The organism is Schumannella sp. GW821-FHT10F01 (assembly GCF_058809295.1).
Genome location: NZ_JBXASM010000010.1, coordinates 1 through 17,392, shown reverse-complemented (window position 1 = coordinate 17,392; position 17,392 = coordinate 1). Strand labels below are relative to the sequence as shown.

The following is a 17,392-nucleotide window of genomic DNA, read 5'->3' as shown; positions in this document are numbered from 1 at the left end:
TTGGATCGGCGAATACCGGCTATTAGTCTCATAAGATCCGTCAATGACCGGTCCGTCGGGCCGCCGAGATCGGGAGCACCGGATGTTCGACCCGCAGCTGCTGCGCACCTTCGTCGCCGTCGCCGACACGCTGAGCTTCACCCGGGCCGGCGAGCTGCTGCGGCTCAGCCAGCCGACCGTGAGCCAGCACGTCAGGAAGCTCGAGACGACCGCCGGGCGGGCGCTGCTGATCCGCGACACCCGCCGCGTCGCGCTCACCGACAACGGGGACGCGATGCTCGGCTTCGCGCGCACGATCCTCGCCGCGCACGACGAGGCCGCGGCGTACTTCACGGGGTCCGCCATGCGCGGCCGGCTGCGCTTCGGCTCGGCGGACGACCTGGCCCTGACCCAGCTGCCCCAGATCCTCCGCGACTTCCGCCAGCTCTACCCGCAGATCAACCTCGAGCTCACGGTCGCGCAGTCGTACGCGCTGACCCGCCGGCTCGAGGCCGGCCAGCTCGACCTCGTCTACATCAAGCAGGACAGCGGGCTGCCGGACGGACGGCTGGTGCGCCGCGAGCGGCTCGTCTGGGTGGCGCACCGCTCGCTGCAGCTCGACGCCACCCGGCCCGTGCCGCTCATCGTCTACCAGGCGCCGAGCCTGTCGCGCGCGGCGATGATCCAGGCGCTGGAGGACGCCGGCCGCAGCTGGCGGATCACCTGCAACGCACGGGAGGTCAGCGGCATCAGCGCCGCCGCCCGGGCCGGCATCGGCGTCGCCGTCTTCCCGCGGAACATGGTGCCGGCCGACCTCGACCCGGTGCCGCAGTCGTGGGGCCTGCCGCAGCTCGGCGAGGTGGACTTCACGCTGCTCGACAGCCCGCGGGCGCCGCGCGAGCCGGTCGAAGCGCTGATCTCGGCGATCACCTCGAGCCGGTAGCGGCCTCCCCGGCGGCGCGGAGCAGCACGCTGCCGTCGCCGCCCTCGGGGAACGCCTCGCGCCACTGCGCGAGCAGCTCCTCCTCCGAGTCGATGTGCGGCGGCTCGATCACCCGGTCCTCGGCGACGAAGTAGAACGCGGCGTCGATGCGCGACGGGTCGATGTCCTTCCAGCGCGCGTAGGCGAGCCGGTAGAGGGCCAGCTGCAGCTGCTTGCGCTGCAGGTCGGCCTCGTCCTTCGGCGCCTTGCCGGTCTTCCAGTCGACGACCTCGAAGCGGTCGCCGACGGCGTAGATCGCGTCGATCTTGCAGATCACGATCCGCCCGGCGAACGGCAGGTGGATCTCGCGCTCCACCTCGACCGGACGACGGGTCGCCCATCGCGATCGCGCGAACGTCTCCTGCAGCGCGGCGAGCGCCGCCGCGTCGTCGGGTGCCGCGTCCGCGTCCGCGACGCCGTCCAGCTCGAACGTCTCGGCGTCGAGCTCGTCCGATCCGCCGGCCATCCCGTAGCGCTGCTCGACCCAGGCGTGGAACAGCGTGCCGAGGCGGGTCGCCCGGTACGGCCGCTCGGGCATCGGCCGCAGCATCGCGCCGGCGACCTCGTCGGGCGTCGAGACGAAGTCCTTGAACCGCGACGCGGGGATGCGCGCCGGCAGCGCGATCCGCCCCGCCGCCGCCGCGTGCGCGTCGCGCTCCGCCAGCAGCAGCCGCACGTCCTCCGCCCACGGACCGGCGAGCTCCGGGGTCGCGCCGCGGACGGCGGCCGCGAGCCGCTCGACGCCGGCGCGGCGTCCGCCGAGCGGATCCGGCGGCCAGAGGAAGGTGTCGGGGTCCGCGTCCTCGGGGCGCTCCTCGCGGAGCGTGCCCTCCGGCAGCCCGGACACGATGCCCGCGTCGCGCAGCTCGGTCAGGTACGTGCTCGGCTCGCGGGACTTCTGCTGACCCGCCCAGTACGAGCCGGAGAGCAGCAGGCTGTCGCGAGCGCGCGTGACGGCGACATAGGCGAGGCGGCGCTCCTCCGCCTCGAAGCGGTCCTTCACCTGCGCCTTGAAGTCCGCCACCCGATCGATGAGGTCCTTCCGGGTCTCGGCGGCGCGCCAGGCGAGCACCGGGAGGTCGGCGCGATCGCCGCGGAAGTCGTACGGCAGCGCGCCGAACGACAGCCAGCCCATCGTCTCCTGCGACAGCCCGGGCAGCTCCCCCGCGACGAGCCGCGGCACGGCGACGGCGTCCCACTCCAGGCCCTTCGAGCCGTGGATCGTGAGCACCTGCACGGTGCCGGGCTCCGGCGGCTCGGGACGCGGCGCCAGGTCCTCCTTCTTCTCCGCGGCCCGCAGCCAGGAGAGGAAGCCGCGCAGCGTCGCGGTCTCGGCCAGATCGACGTACCCCCGCAGCGCGTCGTCGAAGGCCTCCATCGCCGCCGCCTCGGCGGAGCGGTACGGGTTGGCCGCCACCTCGACATCGAGCAGCAGCTCGTGCTCCACCGAGCTGACGAGGTCGCGCAGCTCCCAGCCGGCGCGCTCGCGCAGTCGGCGGAGCACGCCGGCCGCGTCGCGGAGCCGCTCGCGCCCGGTCGGGCTGATCGCCTCGAACGCCGGATGCCCATCCCGTGCCCGCTCCAGCACGTCGAGCGCATCGACGAGCGAGCCGCCGTCGCCGGGCGCGACCGACTGCCGCATCCGCTCGCGCACCTCGTCCGCGTAGGCGTGCTGCGCGTCGTCGCGGTGCTCGAGCCACCCGGCGGCGACCCGGAGTCCCTCGAGGTCCGCCGCGCCGACGCGCCAGCGCGGGCCGGCCAGCAGCCGGACGAGCTCGAGGCCCGCGCCGGGATCGTCGATCACGCCGAGCGCACTGACCAGGTCGGCGACCTCCGGCTCCTGCAGCAGCCCCCCGATGCCGAGCACGTGGTACGGCACGTCGAGGCGGCGCAGTGCCTGCAGGAACCGGGTCTGAGTCCGACGCGCCCGGAACAGCACGGCCGCGGACGGCCGCCGCCCCGCCGCGTCCACGACGGGCGCGGTGCGCGTGCCGACGCGGTCCCGCAGCCAGGTCGCGACGGCGTCCGCCTCGTCGTCGAGCGTCTCCGGATACCGCACGTCGACCGGCTCGGCGCTCGCATCCGCCCGCGACTCGAGCGGCGGCACCTCCACGCGGGAGCCCGCGGCCAGCGGCGTCACGAGCAGGTTCGCGGCCGCGAGGATGTCGCGGCCGTTCCGCCAGCTGGTCGAGAGGTGGAACACCGGATCGGTCACCCCGAACGCGTCGGCGAACGCGCCGAGGTTCGAGGCGCTGGCGCCGCGCCAGCCGTAGATCGACTGGTTCGGGTCGCCGACCGCCATGACCGGGTGCGCCGCGAACAGCCGCCGGAGCAGGTCGGTCTGCACGACCGAGGTGTCCTGGTACTCGTCGAGCAGCACGATGCGGTGCCGCGACGTCAGCTCGTCGGCGATCGCCGGGCGGATGCGCACCGCCTCGAGCGCGAGCGCGACCTGGTCGGAGTACTCGACCGCGCTGCGGCGGCGCTTCTCCGCGTCGTACGCGGTCGCGAGCTCGACGAGCACGTCGAGGGACGCGACGCGCGACGCCCACGACTCGACCTCCGCGTAGGCGCCCTTGCCGCCCGGCGGCAGGTCGGCGAGCGTGCCGAAGTCCGCGGCGAGGGCGCGCAGCGCGTCCACGTCGACCACGTTCTCCGCGATCGCGCGGCTCAGCTCGAGCACGGCGTCGACGAGGCTGTCGAGCCCGCGGTCGAGCTCCGGCAGCCGCGGGTCGCCGCTCGCGAGGATGACGGAGCGCGCGAGCTGCCAGGCCGCCGCCTCGCCGAGCAGCGGGCCGTCGGCGTCGCGGCCGAGCAGCGCGGCGTAGTCGCCGTAGATCGTGTTCGCGAACGAGTTGTAGGTCGCGACGACCGGCTCGGCGAACGGGTCGTGCCCGCCGGGCAGCATGCCGCGGTCGGCGAGCTGGCGGATGCGGCGGCGGATGCGCAGCCCGAGCTCGCCCGCCGCCTTGCGCGTGAAGGTGAGGCCGAGGATGCCGTCCGGCGCGACGTGGTCGTTGGCGAGCAGCCAGAGCACGCGGGCCGCCATCGTCTCGGTCTTGCCGCTGCCGGCGCCGGCGATGACGAGCGCCGGCCGGTCCGGGGCGCTCTCGATCACGGCCTGCTGCTGGTCGGTGGGCTGCGGCAGCTCGAGGCGCTGCGCGATCTCGCGGGCGTCAGGCATGTCGGCGCTCAGGCATCCCGGCGGTCCTCGTCTCCCTCGAGCGCGATGCGGTCGCTGGTCACGGCCGGCACCCGCTGGATCCGGAACCCGGTCTTGTCGACCTGGCCCCGGTCGGCGACCTCGATGAGGCCACGGAACTCCGCGCGGGCGAGGAGCGAGGCGGCCTGCTCGAGCCGGGCGCGCATCCGCTCGAGCGCCTCCGCGTCGTACGGCGCCTGGTCGTGCTGGTCGTAGGGCTTCTTGTTCTTCGTCTGCACGAACAGCAGCCGCGCGCCGCCGGCGCGGTGCTCGCCGTGCGGCGCGAGCGCCTCGTCGAGCGTCCCGAGGGCGTAGGCGAGCTGGTAGGCGCCGAGCTGCGGGTGCTCCGGCACCTGCGCCTTCGTCGGCTGCGTGGTGCCGGTCTTGAGGTCCACGATCGCGACGGACCCGTCGGCGGCGCGCTCGATCCGGTCGATCTTGCCGCGCACGAGCGCCCCGTCGAGCTCGAGCTCGAAGCCGCCCTCCGCCGCGACGAGGGTGACGCCGGCGGCCGCCCCGGCGCGGAGGTACGACGACACGCCCTCGGCCATCCGGCGCATGATGCGGCGGTGCCGCTCCGCGAGCCACGGGGCGTCGAACACGAGCTCGTCCCAGCGCGACTCGATCGCGGCCCAGAGCGCGTCGACGGCCGGGTCCTCCGCGGTCTCCATCGCCCAGTGCACGATCGTGCCGACACTCGCGTAGATGCCGGCGTCGCCGCCCGCGATCCGCTCGAGGAACCAGTCGAGCACCGAGTCCTCGATCTGCTCCACCTTCGAGGGCGACAGGTGCACCGTCTCGCCGTCGAACAGCGGGCGCTCCGTCGAGGCCGGCAGCAGCCCGAGCCAGTCGGACGGATCGGCCCCCGGCACCCGCTCCTCCGCGAGCAGCGCGAGCGTCGAGATCGCCGCGTCGCGGAGCCGTGGATCGCGCGTCTCGGCCGCGAGCCGCCGCAGCGCACCGGCCGCGGAGCGCAGCGTCAGCGGAAGCCGCACGGCAGCATCCCGCGACGTCGCCGCCCCCGCCGCTGACTCGTCCGGCTCGGGCGGCTCGCCGACCCGGAACAGCGCGCTCGGCTGCTCGTCGTCGTTGGCCACGGCGCTGAGCACGACGCGGCGGGTCGCCCGCGACACGGCGAGCACGAACATCCGCAGCTCGTCGTCGAGCACGAGCCGGCGCTCGTCGAGCGTGGCCGAGCCCGGGTCGCGCGAGACGGCGAGCCGCTGGGGCGCGAGCAGCGTGCCGCGCGGGCGCATGTTCGGCCAGACGCCCTGCTGCAGCCCCGCGATCACCACCACGTCGAACTCCGTGCCGACGAGCCCCGACGGCGTCGTCACCGTGACGGCGTCGTCGAGGCTGCGCGGCGTCAGGATGTCCTCCGGCACCTCCGCGTCGAGCACCTCCGCGAGGAACTCCGACGCCGGCACGTCCGGCCGGCGCTCGGCGAACCGCTTGGCCGAGGTGAACAGGGCCACGACCGCGTCGAGGTCGCGGTTGGCCTCGGCGGCCGCGATGCCCGCGCCGAGCGCCTGCCGCCGCCACGGCTCGGCGAGCCGGCTGCGATCCCAGACCAGCCAGAGCAGGTCCTCGACGGACCCGTCGGACGCGCGGACGTCGGCCAGCGTCTCGGCCAGCGAGGTCGCGCGGCGGCCGGCGAGCGAGTCGATCGTCGCGAGGTGCGCCGGAGCGGCGAGCGCCTCCGCGAGCAGCTCGCCGGCCGAGCGCGCGCCGCCGCCGGCGAGCTCCTCGGCCCGGAGCGCACGGCGCAGCCGGCGGAGGCGCAGCGCGTCGAGGCCGCCGAACGGACCGAGCAGCAGCTCCTCAGCGGCCTCGGCATCGAGCGGGGCCCGGCCGATGCCGACGTCGACGACGCGCAGCAGCGCGCGGGCCGCGGACTCGTCGCGGAGCGCGACGCCGCCGGATCCGCCGCGGGTCGGCACGTCGGCGGCGGTGAGGCTGCGGGCGAGCACCGGGGCGCGCGCGCCGCTGCGGGTGACGACCGCCATCCGGCTCCACGGCACGCCGCCGAGGAGGTGCTCCTCGCGCAGCAGCCGGGCGATGGCGGCCGACTCGCGCGCCGGCGACAGGGCGGTCACCCGCTCCACGACGCCGTCGGCGCCCTCGGCCGGTGCCGCGGCGCGCTGGGTGCCCGCCGCGGCGGTGCCGATGCGGCCGGCCGCGAGGGACACGAGCTCGCGGATCCCGCCGCCGTGCCGGTGGACGCGGTCGAGCACGAGCGTGCGCACCGGCACGCCGAGCACCGCGCCGAGCGTGCCCAGGGCGTCGGGCTCGCCGCCGCGGAACGCGTTGGCGGCGACATCCGGATCGCCGAACGCGACGACGGGAACCCCGACTGCGGCGAGCGCGCGCAGCACGCCGAGCCCGGCCTCCGTCGCCTCCTGGAGGTCGTCGACGAGCACGAGGCGGAGGCGGTCGATGCGCTCCCCCGCCGTGCGGGCCTCGATCGCGCCGACCGCGAACCGCGCGAGCTCCGCCGAGTCGAGCTGCCCGGGTCGGACGGAGCTGACGACGTCGAGGTAGCCGGCCAGGAAGCGCGCGGCGGCCGCCCACTCCGGCCGCCCCGTCTCGGCGGCGACCGCCGCGAGGCTGGACGGGTCCAAGCCGCGCTCCGTCATCCGGCCGAGCAGCTCGCGCAGCTCGGTGCGGAAGACGCGCAGCCGGCGGGTCGCTGGGCCGAGATGGTCGGGCCAGCCGGCTCCCCTCCCGGTCTCGAGCTCGCCCTCGAGCAGGGCGGCGAGGTCGGCGTCCTGCTCGCCGCCGGTGATGAGCCGGGGTGCCGGGGCGCCGGCGCGACGTGCGGCGGACGAGGTGATCTCGAACGCCAGCGAGGCGACCGTGCGCACGCGGGGTCCGTCGGTCGGCACCCCGAGCCGGAGCGCGAGGTCGTCGCGCAGCCGGGTCGCCGTCTGCCGCGACGGCGCGAGCACGAGCAGCTCGTCCGGACTGGCGCCGGCGGCGACCCGTGCGGCCGCGAGCTCCAGCAGCGTCGTGGTCTTGCCGGTGCCGGGCGCGCCGAGCACGGCGGCGCTCGCGTCGGCGGGCAGCTCGACGACGGCGCGCTGGCCGGCATCGAGCTCGAGTCCCGCGGCGTCGGCACGCGCCGCCTGGAACCGGGTGCCTGTCACGCGGCCACGCTAACCGGTCCGGACGACACCGCGACCGGGTGCCGCCGCGCGGCGCGGCGGCGACGGCCTCGTCCGGGAGTCCGGCGCTTCCCGGCGTTCTGCTCAGGGTGAAACGGCGGCGGAGCGGCCCCGCGCCTGCCGTATCCTCGCACCGTGGACATTCGCATCGGCATCGCCAACTCCCCCCGCGAGATCGCGTTCGAGACCTCGCAGACCGCCGCGGAGGTCGAGAAGGTCGTGTCGGCGGCCCTCGAGTCCGAGGGCAGGTACATCAAGCTCGCCGACGCCAAGGGCCGCGTCTACATCGTGCCCACCGCCTCCTTCGCCTACCTCGAGGTCGGCAGCGAGTCCGAGCGCCGCGTCGGCTTCGTCGCCTGACATGCCCGCCGAGTTCATCTACGTCACCGTCATCGGGCTCGGCGCCGGCTACGTGCTGCGCTACGCGCTCCCGGGGCGCGGCAGCTACGGCCTGTTCCTGCTGCCGGCCGTGGGCGCGGTCACGGCGGCGGCGCTCTGGGTCGCGCTGACCTGGGCGGGGCTCAAGGCCGACGGCACCTGGATCTGGGTCGCCGCGATCGGCGGCGCCGTGATCGTGTCCACCGCCGTCGCGATCCTCGTCGACCGGATGCGCGCGCGGATCGACCGCGACCGCCTGCACTCGCTCTCGGGCGGCCGCGTCGCCTGACCCGGCGCGGCGGAGCGGACCGGCTTCGCCGGACGCGACAACCGCGGCCCGGCGCTAGGCCGTCAGCCCGAGCGCGTCCATCCGGCGCGTGTGCGCGGCGACCAGCTCCGTGAAGACGGGCTCGATGCGCGCCTCCCCCGGCCGCACGTGCCCGGCCTCGTCGATGCCGAGCGCGCTGCGCGCGACGAGCATCGTGTCGCCGACCAGGCGCCGGCCCCACATCGCCAGCCGCGAGGCCAGGCGCGCGTTGCCGTCGACGGCGTCGCGCAGCTCGGCGACGAGCACCTCCTCGCCGGCCTCCACGTCGAGCAGCGCGACCACGCGGTCGCGGAGGTCGCGCGGCAGCCCGGCCGCCAGCCCGAGGAAGAAGTCGGTGAGGAAGCCGGCCGTGATGTAGCAGGTGACGAGGTTCTCGTACCAGTCCTGCCCCTGCGTGCGGCGCTGGTAGTCGTCGAGGTCGCGCCGGTGCGGGTCCATCGCCTCCGCCGGGTCGGCGCCGTGCGAGCGCAGCTCGGCCACGAGCCCCTCATGCGCGGCGAGGTGCGGCGACGCCACGCGGCTCAGCGCCGACTTCGCCTCCGTGGTGGGCGCAGCGGCGATCGCCCGCGACACGTCCTCGAACAGGGCGAGCTCGAGATAGGCGGCGAGACCGAGGAAGTCGACGGGGTCCGGCGCGAGATCCGCGAGCTCGACCTTCGCGGTGATCGTCTGCTCGCGGCCGAGTCGCGGCGACTCAGCGGGGCGCGGACGCCGCCGCCGGAACCAGTTCGCCACCCGTCAATCGTAGAGGCGACGGCGCGCGGACCCGCACGTCGGCCCGCCGGGCATCGCCCCGGTAGACTGGCCTCTCCTATTACGAAGGCATTCCGTGACGTTCAGCGAACTCAAGATCGACCAGGACATGGTCGACGCGCTGGCGGCGAAGGGCATCATCGAGCCCTTCCCGATCCAGACGCAGACCATCCCCCTGGGCCTGTCCCGCCAGGACATCATCGGCCAGGCGAAGACGGGCACCGGCAAGACCTTCGGGTTCGGCCTGCCGCTCATCCAGTCGCTCGGCCCCGACCCGGCTCCGGGAGTGCAGGCGCTCGTCGTCGTGCCGACCCGCGAGCTCTGCGTGCAGGTGGCGGAGGACCTCGAGCTCGCCGCCTCCAACCGCCCCACCAAGATCGTCGCCATCTACGGCGGCAAGGCCTACGAGGGCCAGGTCGAGCAGCTCAAGGACGGCGCGCAGATCGTCGTGGGCACGCCCGGCCGTCTCCTCGACCTCGCCGGCCAGCGCCTGCTCAGCCTCGCCGGCGTGCAGACGATGGTGCTCGACGAGGCGGACAAGATGCTCGACCTGGGCTTCCTGCCCGACGTCGAGAAGCTGTTCGCCCAGACGCCGGCGACCCGCCACACCATGCTGTTCTCGGCGACGATGCCCGGCCCGGTGGTCGCGCTCGCGCGCCGCTTCATGAACCGGCCGATCCACATCCGCGCGACCGACCCCGACGAGGGCCTGACGCAGGCCAACATCAAGCACATGGTCTACCGGGCCCACAGCCTGGACAAGGACGAGGTCATCTCGCGCATCCTGCAGGCGGAGGGCCGCGGCAAGACCGTGATCTTCACCCGCACGAAGCGCGCGGCCGCGAAGCTGGTCGAGGAGCTCAACGACCGCGGCTTCAACGCGGGCGCCGTGCACGGCGACATGAGCCAGGAGGCGCGCGAGCGCTCGATGGCGGGCTTCAAGGCCGGCAAGCGCGACGTGCTCATCGCGACGGATGTGGCCGCGCGCGGCATCGACGTCGACGACGTCACGCACGTGATCAACCACACCGTGCCGGACGACCCGGACACCTACCTGCACCGCGCGGGCCGCACGGGCCGCGCCGGCAAGACCGGCATCGCCGTGACCTTCGTCGACTGGGACGACCTGCACAAGTGGGCGCTCATCAACAAGGGCCTCGACATGGGGCAGCCGGAGCCGCGCGAGACGTACTCGTCGTCGCCGCACCTGTTCGAGGAGCTCTCGATCCCCGCGGGCGTGAAGGGCCGGCTCAAGCCGTCCCCCGCTGCACCGCACACCGAGCGACCGGCGCGGGACTCGTCCCGCGACTCCGCGCGCGGCGAGGGATCCCGGTCCGGCTCGTCCCGCTCGCGCACCCGCTCCGGCGGAGCCCACGCCCACGGCGACCAGCCCTCCTCGGAGGAGCCGACCCGCTCGGAGGGCGGCGGCACGCACGACGGCGCCACCCCGGCCCGTCGCCGCCGCACCCGCCGCCGCCGCGGCGGCGCATCGGGCGGCGCGCCCGCGACGCCCCCCACGGCGTAGCGTGCAGCACGCAGCACTCCCGGGCGCCGGGATCCTCCGGGATCCCGGCGCCCTGCTGCGTCCGGGGCCGGGCACGCGCGACCGTCAGCCGCGGAACGGCACCGATCCGGTGCCGGCGGCCACGATCCGGTCGTACTGCGCCGGGGCGGTCAGGTTCTCGCCGAGCCGGTTCGGCTTGCCGGCGCCGTGGTAGTCGCTCGAGCCGGTCGTGATCAGCCCGTAGCGGGCGGCTACCTCCGACCACGACCGCCGCGCGGCCTCCGGGTTGTCGCGGTGGGCGATCTCGAGGCCCGCGAGTCCGGCGTCGACGAGCTCGCCCATCCGGCCCGCCAGCACGCGCTGCGGACCGCGGGCGCCCGGATGCGCGATCACCGGCACCCCGCCGGCGGCGCGGACCAGGCGGACGCCGACGGCGGGCGCCGGAGCGCGGTGCGGCTGGTAGTAGCCGCCGCGCCAGTGCAGGATGCTCTCGAACGCCGCCGTGCGGTCGCTCACGTGCCCCTTCGCGACGAGCGCGTCGGCGATGTGCGGGCGGCCGACGGTGGCGCCGGGGCTCGTCTGCGCGAGCACGTCGTCCCAGGTGAGGTCGTAGTCGCGGCCGATGCGCCCGACCATCGTCTCGGCCCGGTGCAGGCGCTCCTCGCGCAGCTCGTGCATGGCGGCGACGAGCTCCGGGTGGTCCGGGTCGATGAGGTAGCCGAGCACGTGCACGCTCGCGTAGTCGAGCTGCGTCGAGAGCTCGATGCCCGGCACGACCACGATGCCCGTGCCGCGCGCGGCGTCGAACGCCTCCGCCCAGCCGGCCGTCGAGTCGTGGTCGGTGAGGGCCACGACGTCGAGCCCGGCGGCCACCGCCTGCGCGATCACGCGGCCCGAGGTCTCGGTGCCGTCGGACGCCGACGAGTGCGTGTGCAGGTCGATGCGCGCGTGCGGCGACGCCGCCGCGACGTCGTCGGCGGGGCTCGGCGCTGGCATCCTCACATGCTAGGTCGTTAGTCTCGCGGGGCCATGCTCCGTCGTGTCCTCGCCGTCGTCCTGCTCGCGGCGCTCGTCGTCGGCCTGGTGCTCCTCGGATGGCCGCAGCTGATCGGCATCGAGCGGCAGCCGGGCGTCGCGCAGCTCGTCTCGTTCCGCGCCATCGCCGGCCTGGCCGCGCTCGGCGCCGCGATCGCGTTCGCGCTGCTCGCACTGGCCGTCAAGCGCGCGCGCCGCGGCCTCGCGCTGATCGCCGCGATCGTGCTCGCGTTCGCCGCGGTCGAGGGCGCCGTGCTGTCGGTGCGCGGCTGGGGCGGATCCGCGACCGCGGCCGCGGACGACGACGTCACCGTGCTGAGCTGGAACACCCGCGGCGACGAGCCCGGCGCCGAGCGCATCGCCGCGCTCGCCCTCCGCGAGCGGGCGGACATCGTGGTGCTGCCGGAGACGAGCGCCGAGACCGCGGCCGCCGTCGCGGACCTCATGGCGCAGTCCGGGCGGCCGATGGGCGTGCACAACCGCTACTTCGACAAGGTGCTCAAGGCGCGCACCACGTCGCTGCTCGTCAGCTCGGAGCTCGGCCGCTACCGGCTGGCCACGGCGAGCTCGACGCCGGTGATCCCGAGCGGCGTGTTCGAGCCGGTCGACGGCGACGGCCCGACGATCGTCGCCGCGCATCCCGTCGCGCCCGTGCAGGGGCAGATGGCGAACTGGCGCGTCGGCCTGAAGTGGCTCGCCGACCACTGCACCGACCCCGACGTGATCATGGCCGGCGACTTCAACTCGACCCTCGACCACTGGGGCGCGCTCGGCCGTGACGGCGGCGTGCTGGGCGGATGCCGCGACGGCGCCCGCGAGGCCGGCTCGGCCGCGCTCGGCACCTGGCCGACGGACCTGCCCGTCAGCCTCGGCACGGCGATCGACCACGTCGTCGCCGGATCGGACTGGACCTTCACCCGCTTCGACGTCATCGAGGACCAGGACGACGCCGGCAGCGATCACCGCCCCGTGGTCGCCCACCTCCAGCACACGGGCTGAGTCGCGCGCCGGGTGGAGAATGGAGGCATGGCCTCCGAGACGACCCCTGCACCCGCCACCCCGGCCGAGACGCCGCGCGCCACCGGCAACCGGTCGACCACGCCGAGGAGCGGCGTGTTCGCGGACTGGGTCTCGAGCGGCTGGGCCGACCGCGACGAGCCGGTCCCGGCGCCGCGCGAGGCCGCCGATCCGGCCGCGGAGCGCCGCCGTCGCATCTCGGCGCTGCACCCCGGACGCCGCCTCATCATCCCGGCCGGCCCGGCGAAGGTGCGCAGCAACGACACCGACTACCCGTACCGCGCGCACTCCGCGTTCTCGCACCTGACCGGCTGGGGCACGGACGCCGTGCCAGGCAGCGTGCTCGTCTTGGAGCCGAGCGCCGACGGCCACGTCGCCACCCTCTACTTCCGCTCCCCGGCGGGCCGCGGCACCGACGAGTTCTACGCGAACCCCGAGATCGGCGAGTTCTGGGTCGGCCCCCGTCCCTCGCTCGCCCACGTCGCCGCCGACCTCGGCCTCGCGACCCGCGATCTCGCCGACGTCGCCGCCGTGCTCGAGGGCTCGGGATCCGACGCGCTCGTCGTGCGCGAGGCCGATCGCGACCTCACCGACCGACTCGACGGCGTGCGGCTGCTTGCGACCGAGGGCGTGGACGAGATCGACGAGGACGGCGACGCCGAGCTGCTCCGCGACCTCAGCGAGCTCCGGCTCGTGAAGGACGACTGGGAGCTGGGCCAGCTGCGCGACGCGATCGAGGCGACCCGCCAGGGCTTCGGCGACGTCATCGCCGACCTGCCGCAGATCGTCGCCCACCCGCGCGGCGAGCGCCTCGTCGAGGGGACGTTCAACCGCCGGGCCCGCGCCGACGGCAACGCGGTCGGCTACGACACGATCGCCGCGAGCGGCCCGCACGCCTGCATCCTGCACTGGACTCGCAACGACGGGCCGGTCGCCCCGGGCGACCTCATCCTGCTCGACGCCGGCGTGGAGATCGACAGCCTCTACACCGCCGACATCACCCGCACCCTCCCGGTGTCGGGCACCTTCACCGAGGTGCAGCGCCGCGTGTACGAGACGGTGCGGGAGGCCGCCGACGCGGCGTTCGCGATCGTGCGGCCCGGCATCCGCTTCCGCGAGGTGCACGCCGCGGCGATGGAGGTCATCGCGCGCCGCACCGCCGAGTGGGGCCTGCTGCCGGTGAGCGCCGAGGAGTCGCTGGATCCGGACGCGCAGTACCACCGGCGGTACATGGTGCACGGCACCTCGCACCACCTCGGGCTCGACGTGCACGACTGCGCGCAGGCCCGTCGCGATCTCTACCTCGACGGCGTGCTCGAGCCGGGCATGGTGTTCACGATCGAGCCGGGCCTGTACTTCCAGCCCGACGACCTCACCGTGCCCGAGGAGCTGCGCGGCATCGGCGTGCGCATCGAGGACGACATCGTCGTCACGTCCGACGGTGCCGAGAACCTCTCGGCCGCGATCCCCCGCACCGCCGACGAGGTCGAGGCCTGGCTCGCGGGTCGCTGAGTCGCCGAGCCCGCCGAGGACGGTTCCGGCGCTCGCGGACGAGCGCGCCCCCGTCCGCAAGCGCCGAACGGGGCCGTCGTGAGCGCTACTGCTGCTGCGGCGGTCCCTGCGCGAGCAGCTGCTCGGCGCGGGCGGTCAGCTCAGGCTTGACGATCACCTGGTAGTTCGACGCGAGCACCTGCGACTGCGAGGCGAAGTCGCGCTGGCGGCGCGTGACCGCGTAGCTGATCACGCCGAACAGCAGGCCGAACGCCGCGCCGATGAGCATGGCGACGATGAGGAACTGCAGCCCGCCGCCGGTGAGCAGGAAGAACAGGCCGACGAACAGGCCGAACCAGAGGCCGCTCGCGGCACCGGCGAGCGCGGCGCGCGGGTAGCTCAGGCGCCCGGTCACGCGCTCGACGGTCTTGAGGTCGTTGCCGAGGATGCTCAGGGCGTCGATCGGGAACTCCTCGTGCTGCGCGAGCCGCTCCACGACCGCCTGCGCCTCGGGGTAGGTGTCGTAGGTGCCGAGCACATCGCCGCGGGGGACGCTGGGCTGGGCGGCTCGGCGGGGGCCGAAGAGTCCGGGATTCGTCATGCGCCGATTCTGGCAGGAACGCCCGCGCCGCCGCCTGGGAATCCCCGCGCGCGGCGCCGTCGGCGGGCCGGGATGGACACCGCGCGCGAGTAGGGTTTCCGTGTGAGCGCCGCCCGAGTCTTCGTCGCCCGGCTCGCCGGGCGGAGCGTCTTCGACGACGCCGGCGACAAGGTCGGCAAGGTCCGCGACGTGCTCGTGGTCTACCGCACCGACGACCCGCCCACCGTGACCGGGATCATCGTCGAGGTGCCCGGCAAGCGCCGGGTGTTCATGGCCATCAACCAGGTCACCAGCATCGGCTCCGGGCAGATCATCGCGTCCGGCCTCATCGACCTGCGCCGCTTCGAGCAGCGCGGCGGCGAGGTCCGCGTGATCGCGGAGCTGCTCGACCGCAAGGTGGTGCTGCGCGACCGCTCCGGCGAGGCGGCCATCGAGGACGTCGCCATCGAGGAGACCGGCCCCGGCGAGTGGAGCGTCAGCGAGCTCTTCCTCCGCCGTCCCCGCACCGCGGGGGCGCCGTTCGGGCGCGGCAAGACCATGTTCGCGCGCTGGGACCAGGTGCGCGAGAAGACGACGCCGGGCGAGTCGCAGTCGGCCGAGCAGCTCATCGCGACCTACTCCGAGCTGCTGCCCGCCGACCTCGCCTCCACGCTGCTCGACCTGCCGGAGGAGCGCCGCCGCGAGGTCGCCGAGGAGCTGCCGGACGAGCGGCTCGCGGACGCCCTCGAGGAGATGCCCGAGCACCAGCAGGTGGAGCTCATCAGCCACCTCGCCGACGAGCGCGCCGCCGACGTGCTCGACCGGATGCAGCCGGACGACGCCGCCGACCTCATCGGCCAGCTCTCCGACGAGAAGGGCCAGGCGCTGCTCGAGCTCATGCAGCCCGAGGAGGCGGAGGACGTCCGCTTCCTGCTCGCCTACGACACCGACACGGCCGGCGGCCTCATGACCACCGAGCCGATCATCGTGTCGGCCGACGCGACCGTCGCGGAGGGCCTCGCCCTCATCCGCCGGCACGAGCTCGCCCCGGCGCTCGGCGCCGCCATCTGCGTCACGCTGCCGCCGTACGAGTCGCCGACGGGCCGGTTCCTCGGCGTGGTGCACTTCCAGCGGATGCTCCGCTACCCGCCGATGGAGCGCCTCGGCACCCTGCTCGACCCGGGGCTGGAGCCGGTGCGCCCGGAGACCAGCGCCGCCGAGGTGTCGCGAATCCTCGCCTCCTACAACATCGTCTCCCTGCCCGTGGTGGACGAGAAGCACCGGCTCGTCGGGGTGGTGACCATCGACGACGTCCTCGACTACCTGCTGCCCGACGACTGGCGAAGTACCTCGGGCGACGAACAGCCCCCGCCCGTGACGACCAGCACGGGCATGATCCCGATCCGAGGACGGAGGACCGCCGATGGCCCGCGTCGACGCTGACCGCGACCGCCGGCTCGAGGAGCCGCGCGGCTCGCGCCGCGGACTCTCCGCCGTGCTCCGCCGCGGGGGCGGCAACGACCGCTTCGGCCGGTTCTCCGAGTCGTTCGCCCGGGCGATGGGCACGAGCTTCTTCCTGATCGGCATGACGGTCTTCGTCGTGCTCTGGCTGATCTGGAACTCGGCGGCGCCCGAGAGCCTCCGCTTCGACCCCTCGGTGACGAACTTCACGCTGCTCACGCTGATCCTGTCGCTGCAGGCCTCGTACGCCGCTCCCCTGATCCTGCTCGCGCAGAACCGGCAGGACGACCGCGACCGCGTGCAGATCGAGCAGGACCGTCAGCGCGCGGAGCGCAACCTCGCCGACACCGAGTACCTCGCCCGCGAGATCGTGGCGCTGCGGCTCGCGATGCAGGACGTCGCGACGAAGGACTTCATCCGCGACGAGCTGCGCTCCATGCTCGAGGAGCTCGACAAGGAGCGCGAGGGCGGGTCGGACAGGGCCCGATCGCGTGACTGACGACCTCGACGCCCGCCTGCGCGCGGCGGTCGGGGCGGTGCTCGATCCGGAGATCCGGCGGCCGCTCGCCGACCTCGACATGATCGCGGGCGCCCGTGTCGTCGACGGCGCCGCCGAGATCGATCTGCGCCTGACGATCGTCGGATGCCCCGCCGCCGACCGGATCGAGCGGGATGTGCGCGCCGCCGCCGCGGCCGTGCCGGGTGTCGACGAGGTGCGGCTCGAGCTCGGCGTCATGACGCCCGCGGAGCGCGAGGCCCTCGTCACGCGGCTGCGCGGTGTGCGGACGATGCCGTTCGGCCCCGGCACCCTGACCCGGGTGATCGCCGTGACGAGCGGCAAGGGCGGCGTCGGCAAGTCGAGCGTCACCGCGAACCTCGCCGTCGCGCTGTCCGCCCGCGGGCTGCGGGTCGGGCTCGTCGACGCGGACGTCTTCGGCTACTCGATCCCCGGCATCCTCGGCATCCCCGGCGCGAAGCCGACGCAGGTCGGCGGCATGATCCTGCCCCCGGTCGTGGACGTGCCGGGCGGCTCCGGCATCCGCGTCATCTCGATCGGCATGTTCCTCGACGACTCGCGCAGCGGCCGCGCGGTGTCGTGGCGCGGGCCGCTGCTGCACCGCACGATGCAGCAGTTCCTGACGGACGTCTACTACGGCGACCTCGACGTGCTGCTGCTCGACCTGCCGCCGGGCACCGGCGACGTGGCGATCTCGCTCGGCCAGCTGCTGCCGAACGCGGAGGTGCTCGTCGTGACGACGCCGCAGCTCGCCGCCGCCGACGTCGCCGAGCGCAGCGGCCTGGCCGCTCGACAGCTCGGGCAGACCGTGCTCGGCGTGGTCGAGAACATGACCGGCGAGCTGTTCGGCTCGGGCGGCGGCGACGAGGTCGCGCGGCGGCTCGAGGTCGACGTGCTCGCGCGCATCCCGCTCAGCGTGCCGCTGCGCGAGGGCGGCGACGCGGGCGCGCCGGTCGTCGCCGCGGCGCCCGCGGATCCGGCCGCCGCGGCCATCGCGGCCC

Annotated in this window: 14 protein-coding genes; 9 read left to right on the top strand and 5 right to left on the bottom strand. The window is 74.7% G+C overall.

What is annotated here, in order from left to right; all coding sequences use genetic code 11:
• Positions 1–82: 82 nt before the first annotated feature.
• Positions 83–922 carry a LysR substrate-binding domain-containing protein gene (locus AC1RSJ_RS12180; RefSeq protein ID WP_493118768.1) on the top strand — a complete coding sequence of 280 codons (840 nt, stop codon included), beginning with the start codon at positions 83–85 and terminating at the stop codon, positions 920–922.
• On the opposite strand, the gene AC1RSJ_RS12175 is transcribed toward AC1RSJ_RS12180, so the two are convergent.
• Positions 906–4,145, bottom strand: coding sequence for an ATP-dependent DNA helicase (locus tag AC1RSJ_RS12175; protein WP_493118656.1), 3,240 nt, complete (start codon positions 4,143–4,145; stop codon positions 906–908). The two genes, AC1RSJ_RS12180 and AC1RSJ_RS12175, sit on opposite strands and share 17 nt — an antisense overlap.
• Before the next feature lie 8 nt (positions 4,146–4,153).
• Positions 4,154–7,309: a PD-(D/E)XK nuclease family protein gene (locus tag AC1RSJ_RS12170; protein ID WP_493118655.1), complete on the bottom strand. Its 3,156-nt coding sequence runs from the start codon at positions 7,307–7,309 to the stop codon at positions 4,154–4,156.
• A gap of 153 nt (positions 7,310–7,462) precedes the next feature.
• On the opposite strand from AC1RSJ_RS12170, the gene AC1RSJ_RS12165 reads away from it, so the two are divergent.
• The gene (locus tag AC1RSJ_RS12165) at positions 7,463–7,687 is read left to right on the top strand and encodes a DUF3107 domain-containing protein (protein ID WP_493118654.1); all 225 of its coding nucleotides are present in this window, start codon (positions 7,463–7,465) and stop codon (positions 7,685–7,687) included.
• A 1-nt stretch (position 7,688) separates the two neighbouring features.
• On the top strand, positions 7,689–7,994 hold the full coding sequence (locus tag AC1RSJ_RS12160) for a hypothetical protein (protein ID WP_493118653.1): 306 nt from the start codon (positions 7,689–7,691) through the stop codon (positions 7,992–7,994).
• 54 nt (positions 7,995–8,048) lie between these two features.
• Here AC1RSJ_RS12160 and AC1RSJ_RS12155 read toward each other — a convergent pair whose 3' ends face one another.
• Positions 8,049–8,768: a ferritin-like fold-containing protein gene (locus AC1RSJ_RS12155; RefSeq protein WP_493118652.1), complete on the bottom strand. Its 720-nt coding sequence runs from the start codon at positions 8,766–8,768 to the stop codon at positions 8,049–8,051.
• A 127-nt stretch (positions 8,769–8,895) separates the two neighbouring features.
• On the opposite strand from AC1RSJ_RS12155, the gene AC1RSJ_RS12150 reads away from it, so the two are divergent.
• Positions 8,896–10,311 (top strand): DEAD/DEAH box helicase, encoded by a 1,416-nt coding sequence (locus AC1RSJ_RS12150; RefSeq protein ID WP_493118767.1) that lies wholly within the window; start codon positions 8,896–8,898, stop codon positions 10,309–10,311.
• 84 nt (positions 10,312–10,395) lie between these two features.
• Here the strand turns inward: AC1RSJ_RS12150 and AC1RSJ_RS12145 are convergent, their stop codons facing one another.
• Complete coding sequence (locus AC1RSJ_RS12145; protein WP_493118651.1) at positions 10,396–11,286, bottom strand: PHP domain-containing protein; 891 nt, start codon at positions 11,284–11,286, stop codon at positions 10,396–10,398.
• A 33-nt stretch (positions 11,287–11,319) separates the two neighbouring features.
• Between AC1RSJ_RS12145 and AC1RSJ_RS12140 the strand changes: the two genes are divergently transcribed.
• Both AC1RSJ_RS12140 and AC1RSJ_RS12135 read left to right on the top strand, forming a co-directional pair.
• Positions 11,320–12,324, top strand: coding sequence for an endonuclease/exonuclease/phosphatase family protein (locus AC1RSJ_RS12140; protein WP_493118650.1), 1,005 nt, complete (start codon positions 11,320–11,322; stop codon positions 12,322–12,324).
• Between the two features lie 27 nt (positions 12,325–12,351).
• Positions 12,352–13,854: an aminopeptidase P family protein gene (locus AC1RSJ_RS12135; RefSeq protein WP_493118649.1), complete on the top strand. Its 1,503-nt coding sequence runs from the start codon at positions 12,352–12,354 to the stop codon at positions 13,852–13,854.
• Positions 13,855–13,939: 85 nt separating this feature from the next.
• Here AC1RSJ_RS12135 and AC1RSJ_RS12130 read toward each other — a convergent pair whose 3' ends face one another.
• Positions 13,940–14,434, bottom strand: a complete 495-nt coding sequence (locus AC1RSJ_RS12130) for a YflT domain-containing protein (protein WP_493118648.1) — start codon at positions 14,432–14,434, stop codon at positions 13,940–13,942.
• Positions 14,435–14,536: 102 nt separating this feature from the next.
• On the opposite strand from AC1RSJ_RS12130, the gene AC1RSJ_RS12125 reads away from it, so the two are divergent.
• The 3 genes from AC1RSJ_RS12125 to AC1RSJ_RS12115 form a co-directional block, all read left to right on the top strand.
• On the top strand, positions 14,537–15,856 hold the full coding sequence (locus AC1RSJ_RS12125; RefSeq protein WP_493118647.1) for a magnesium transporter MgtE N-terminal domain-containing protein: 1,320 nt from the start codon (positions 14,537–14,539) through the stop codon (positions 15,854–15,856).
• Positions 15,837–16,373 (top strand): DUF1003 domain-containing protein, encoded by a 537-nt coding sequence (locus AC1RSJ_RS12120; RefSeq protein ID WP_493118646.1) that lies wholly within the window; start codon positions 15,837–15,839, stop codon positions 16,371–16,373. Before AC1RSJ_RS12125 ends, AC1RSJ_RS12120 begins: the two co-directional genes overlap by 20 nt.
• On the top strand, positions 16,366–17,392 hold a 1,027-nt coding region (locus tag AC1RSJ_RS12115), incomplete at its 3' end, for a P-loop NTPase (protein WP_493118645.1). The genes AC1RSJ_RS12120 and AC1RSJ_RS12115, both read left to right, overlap by 8 nt.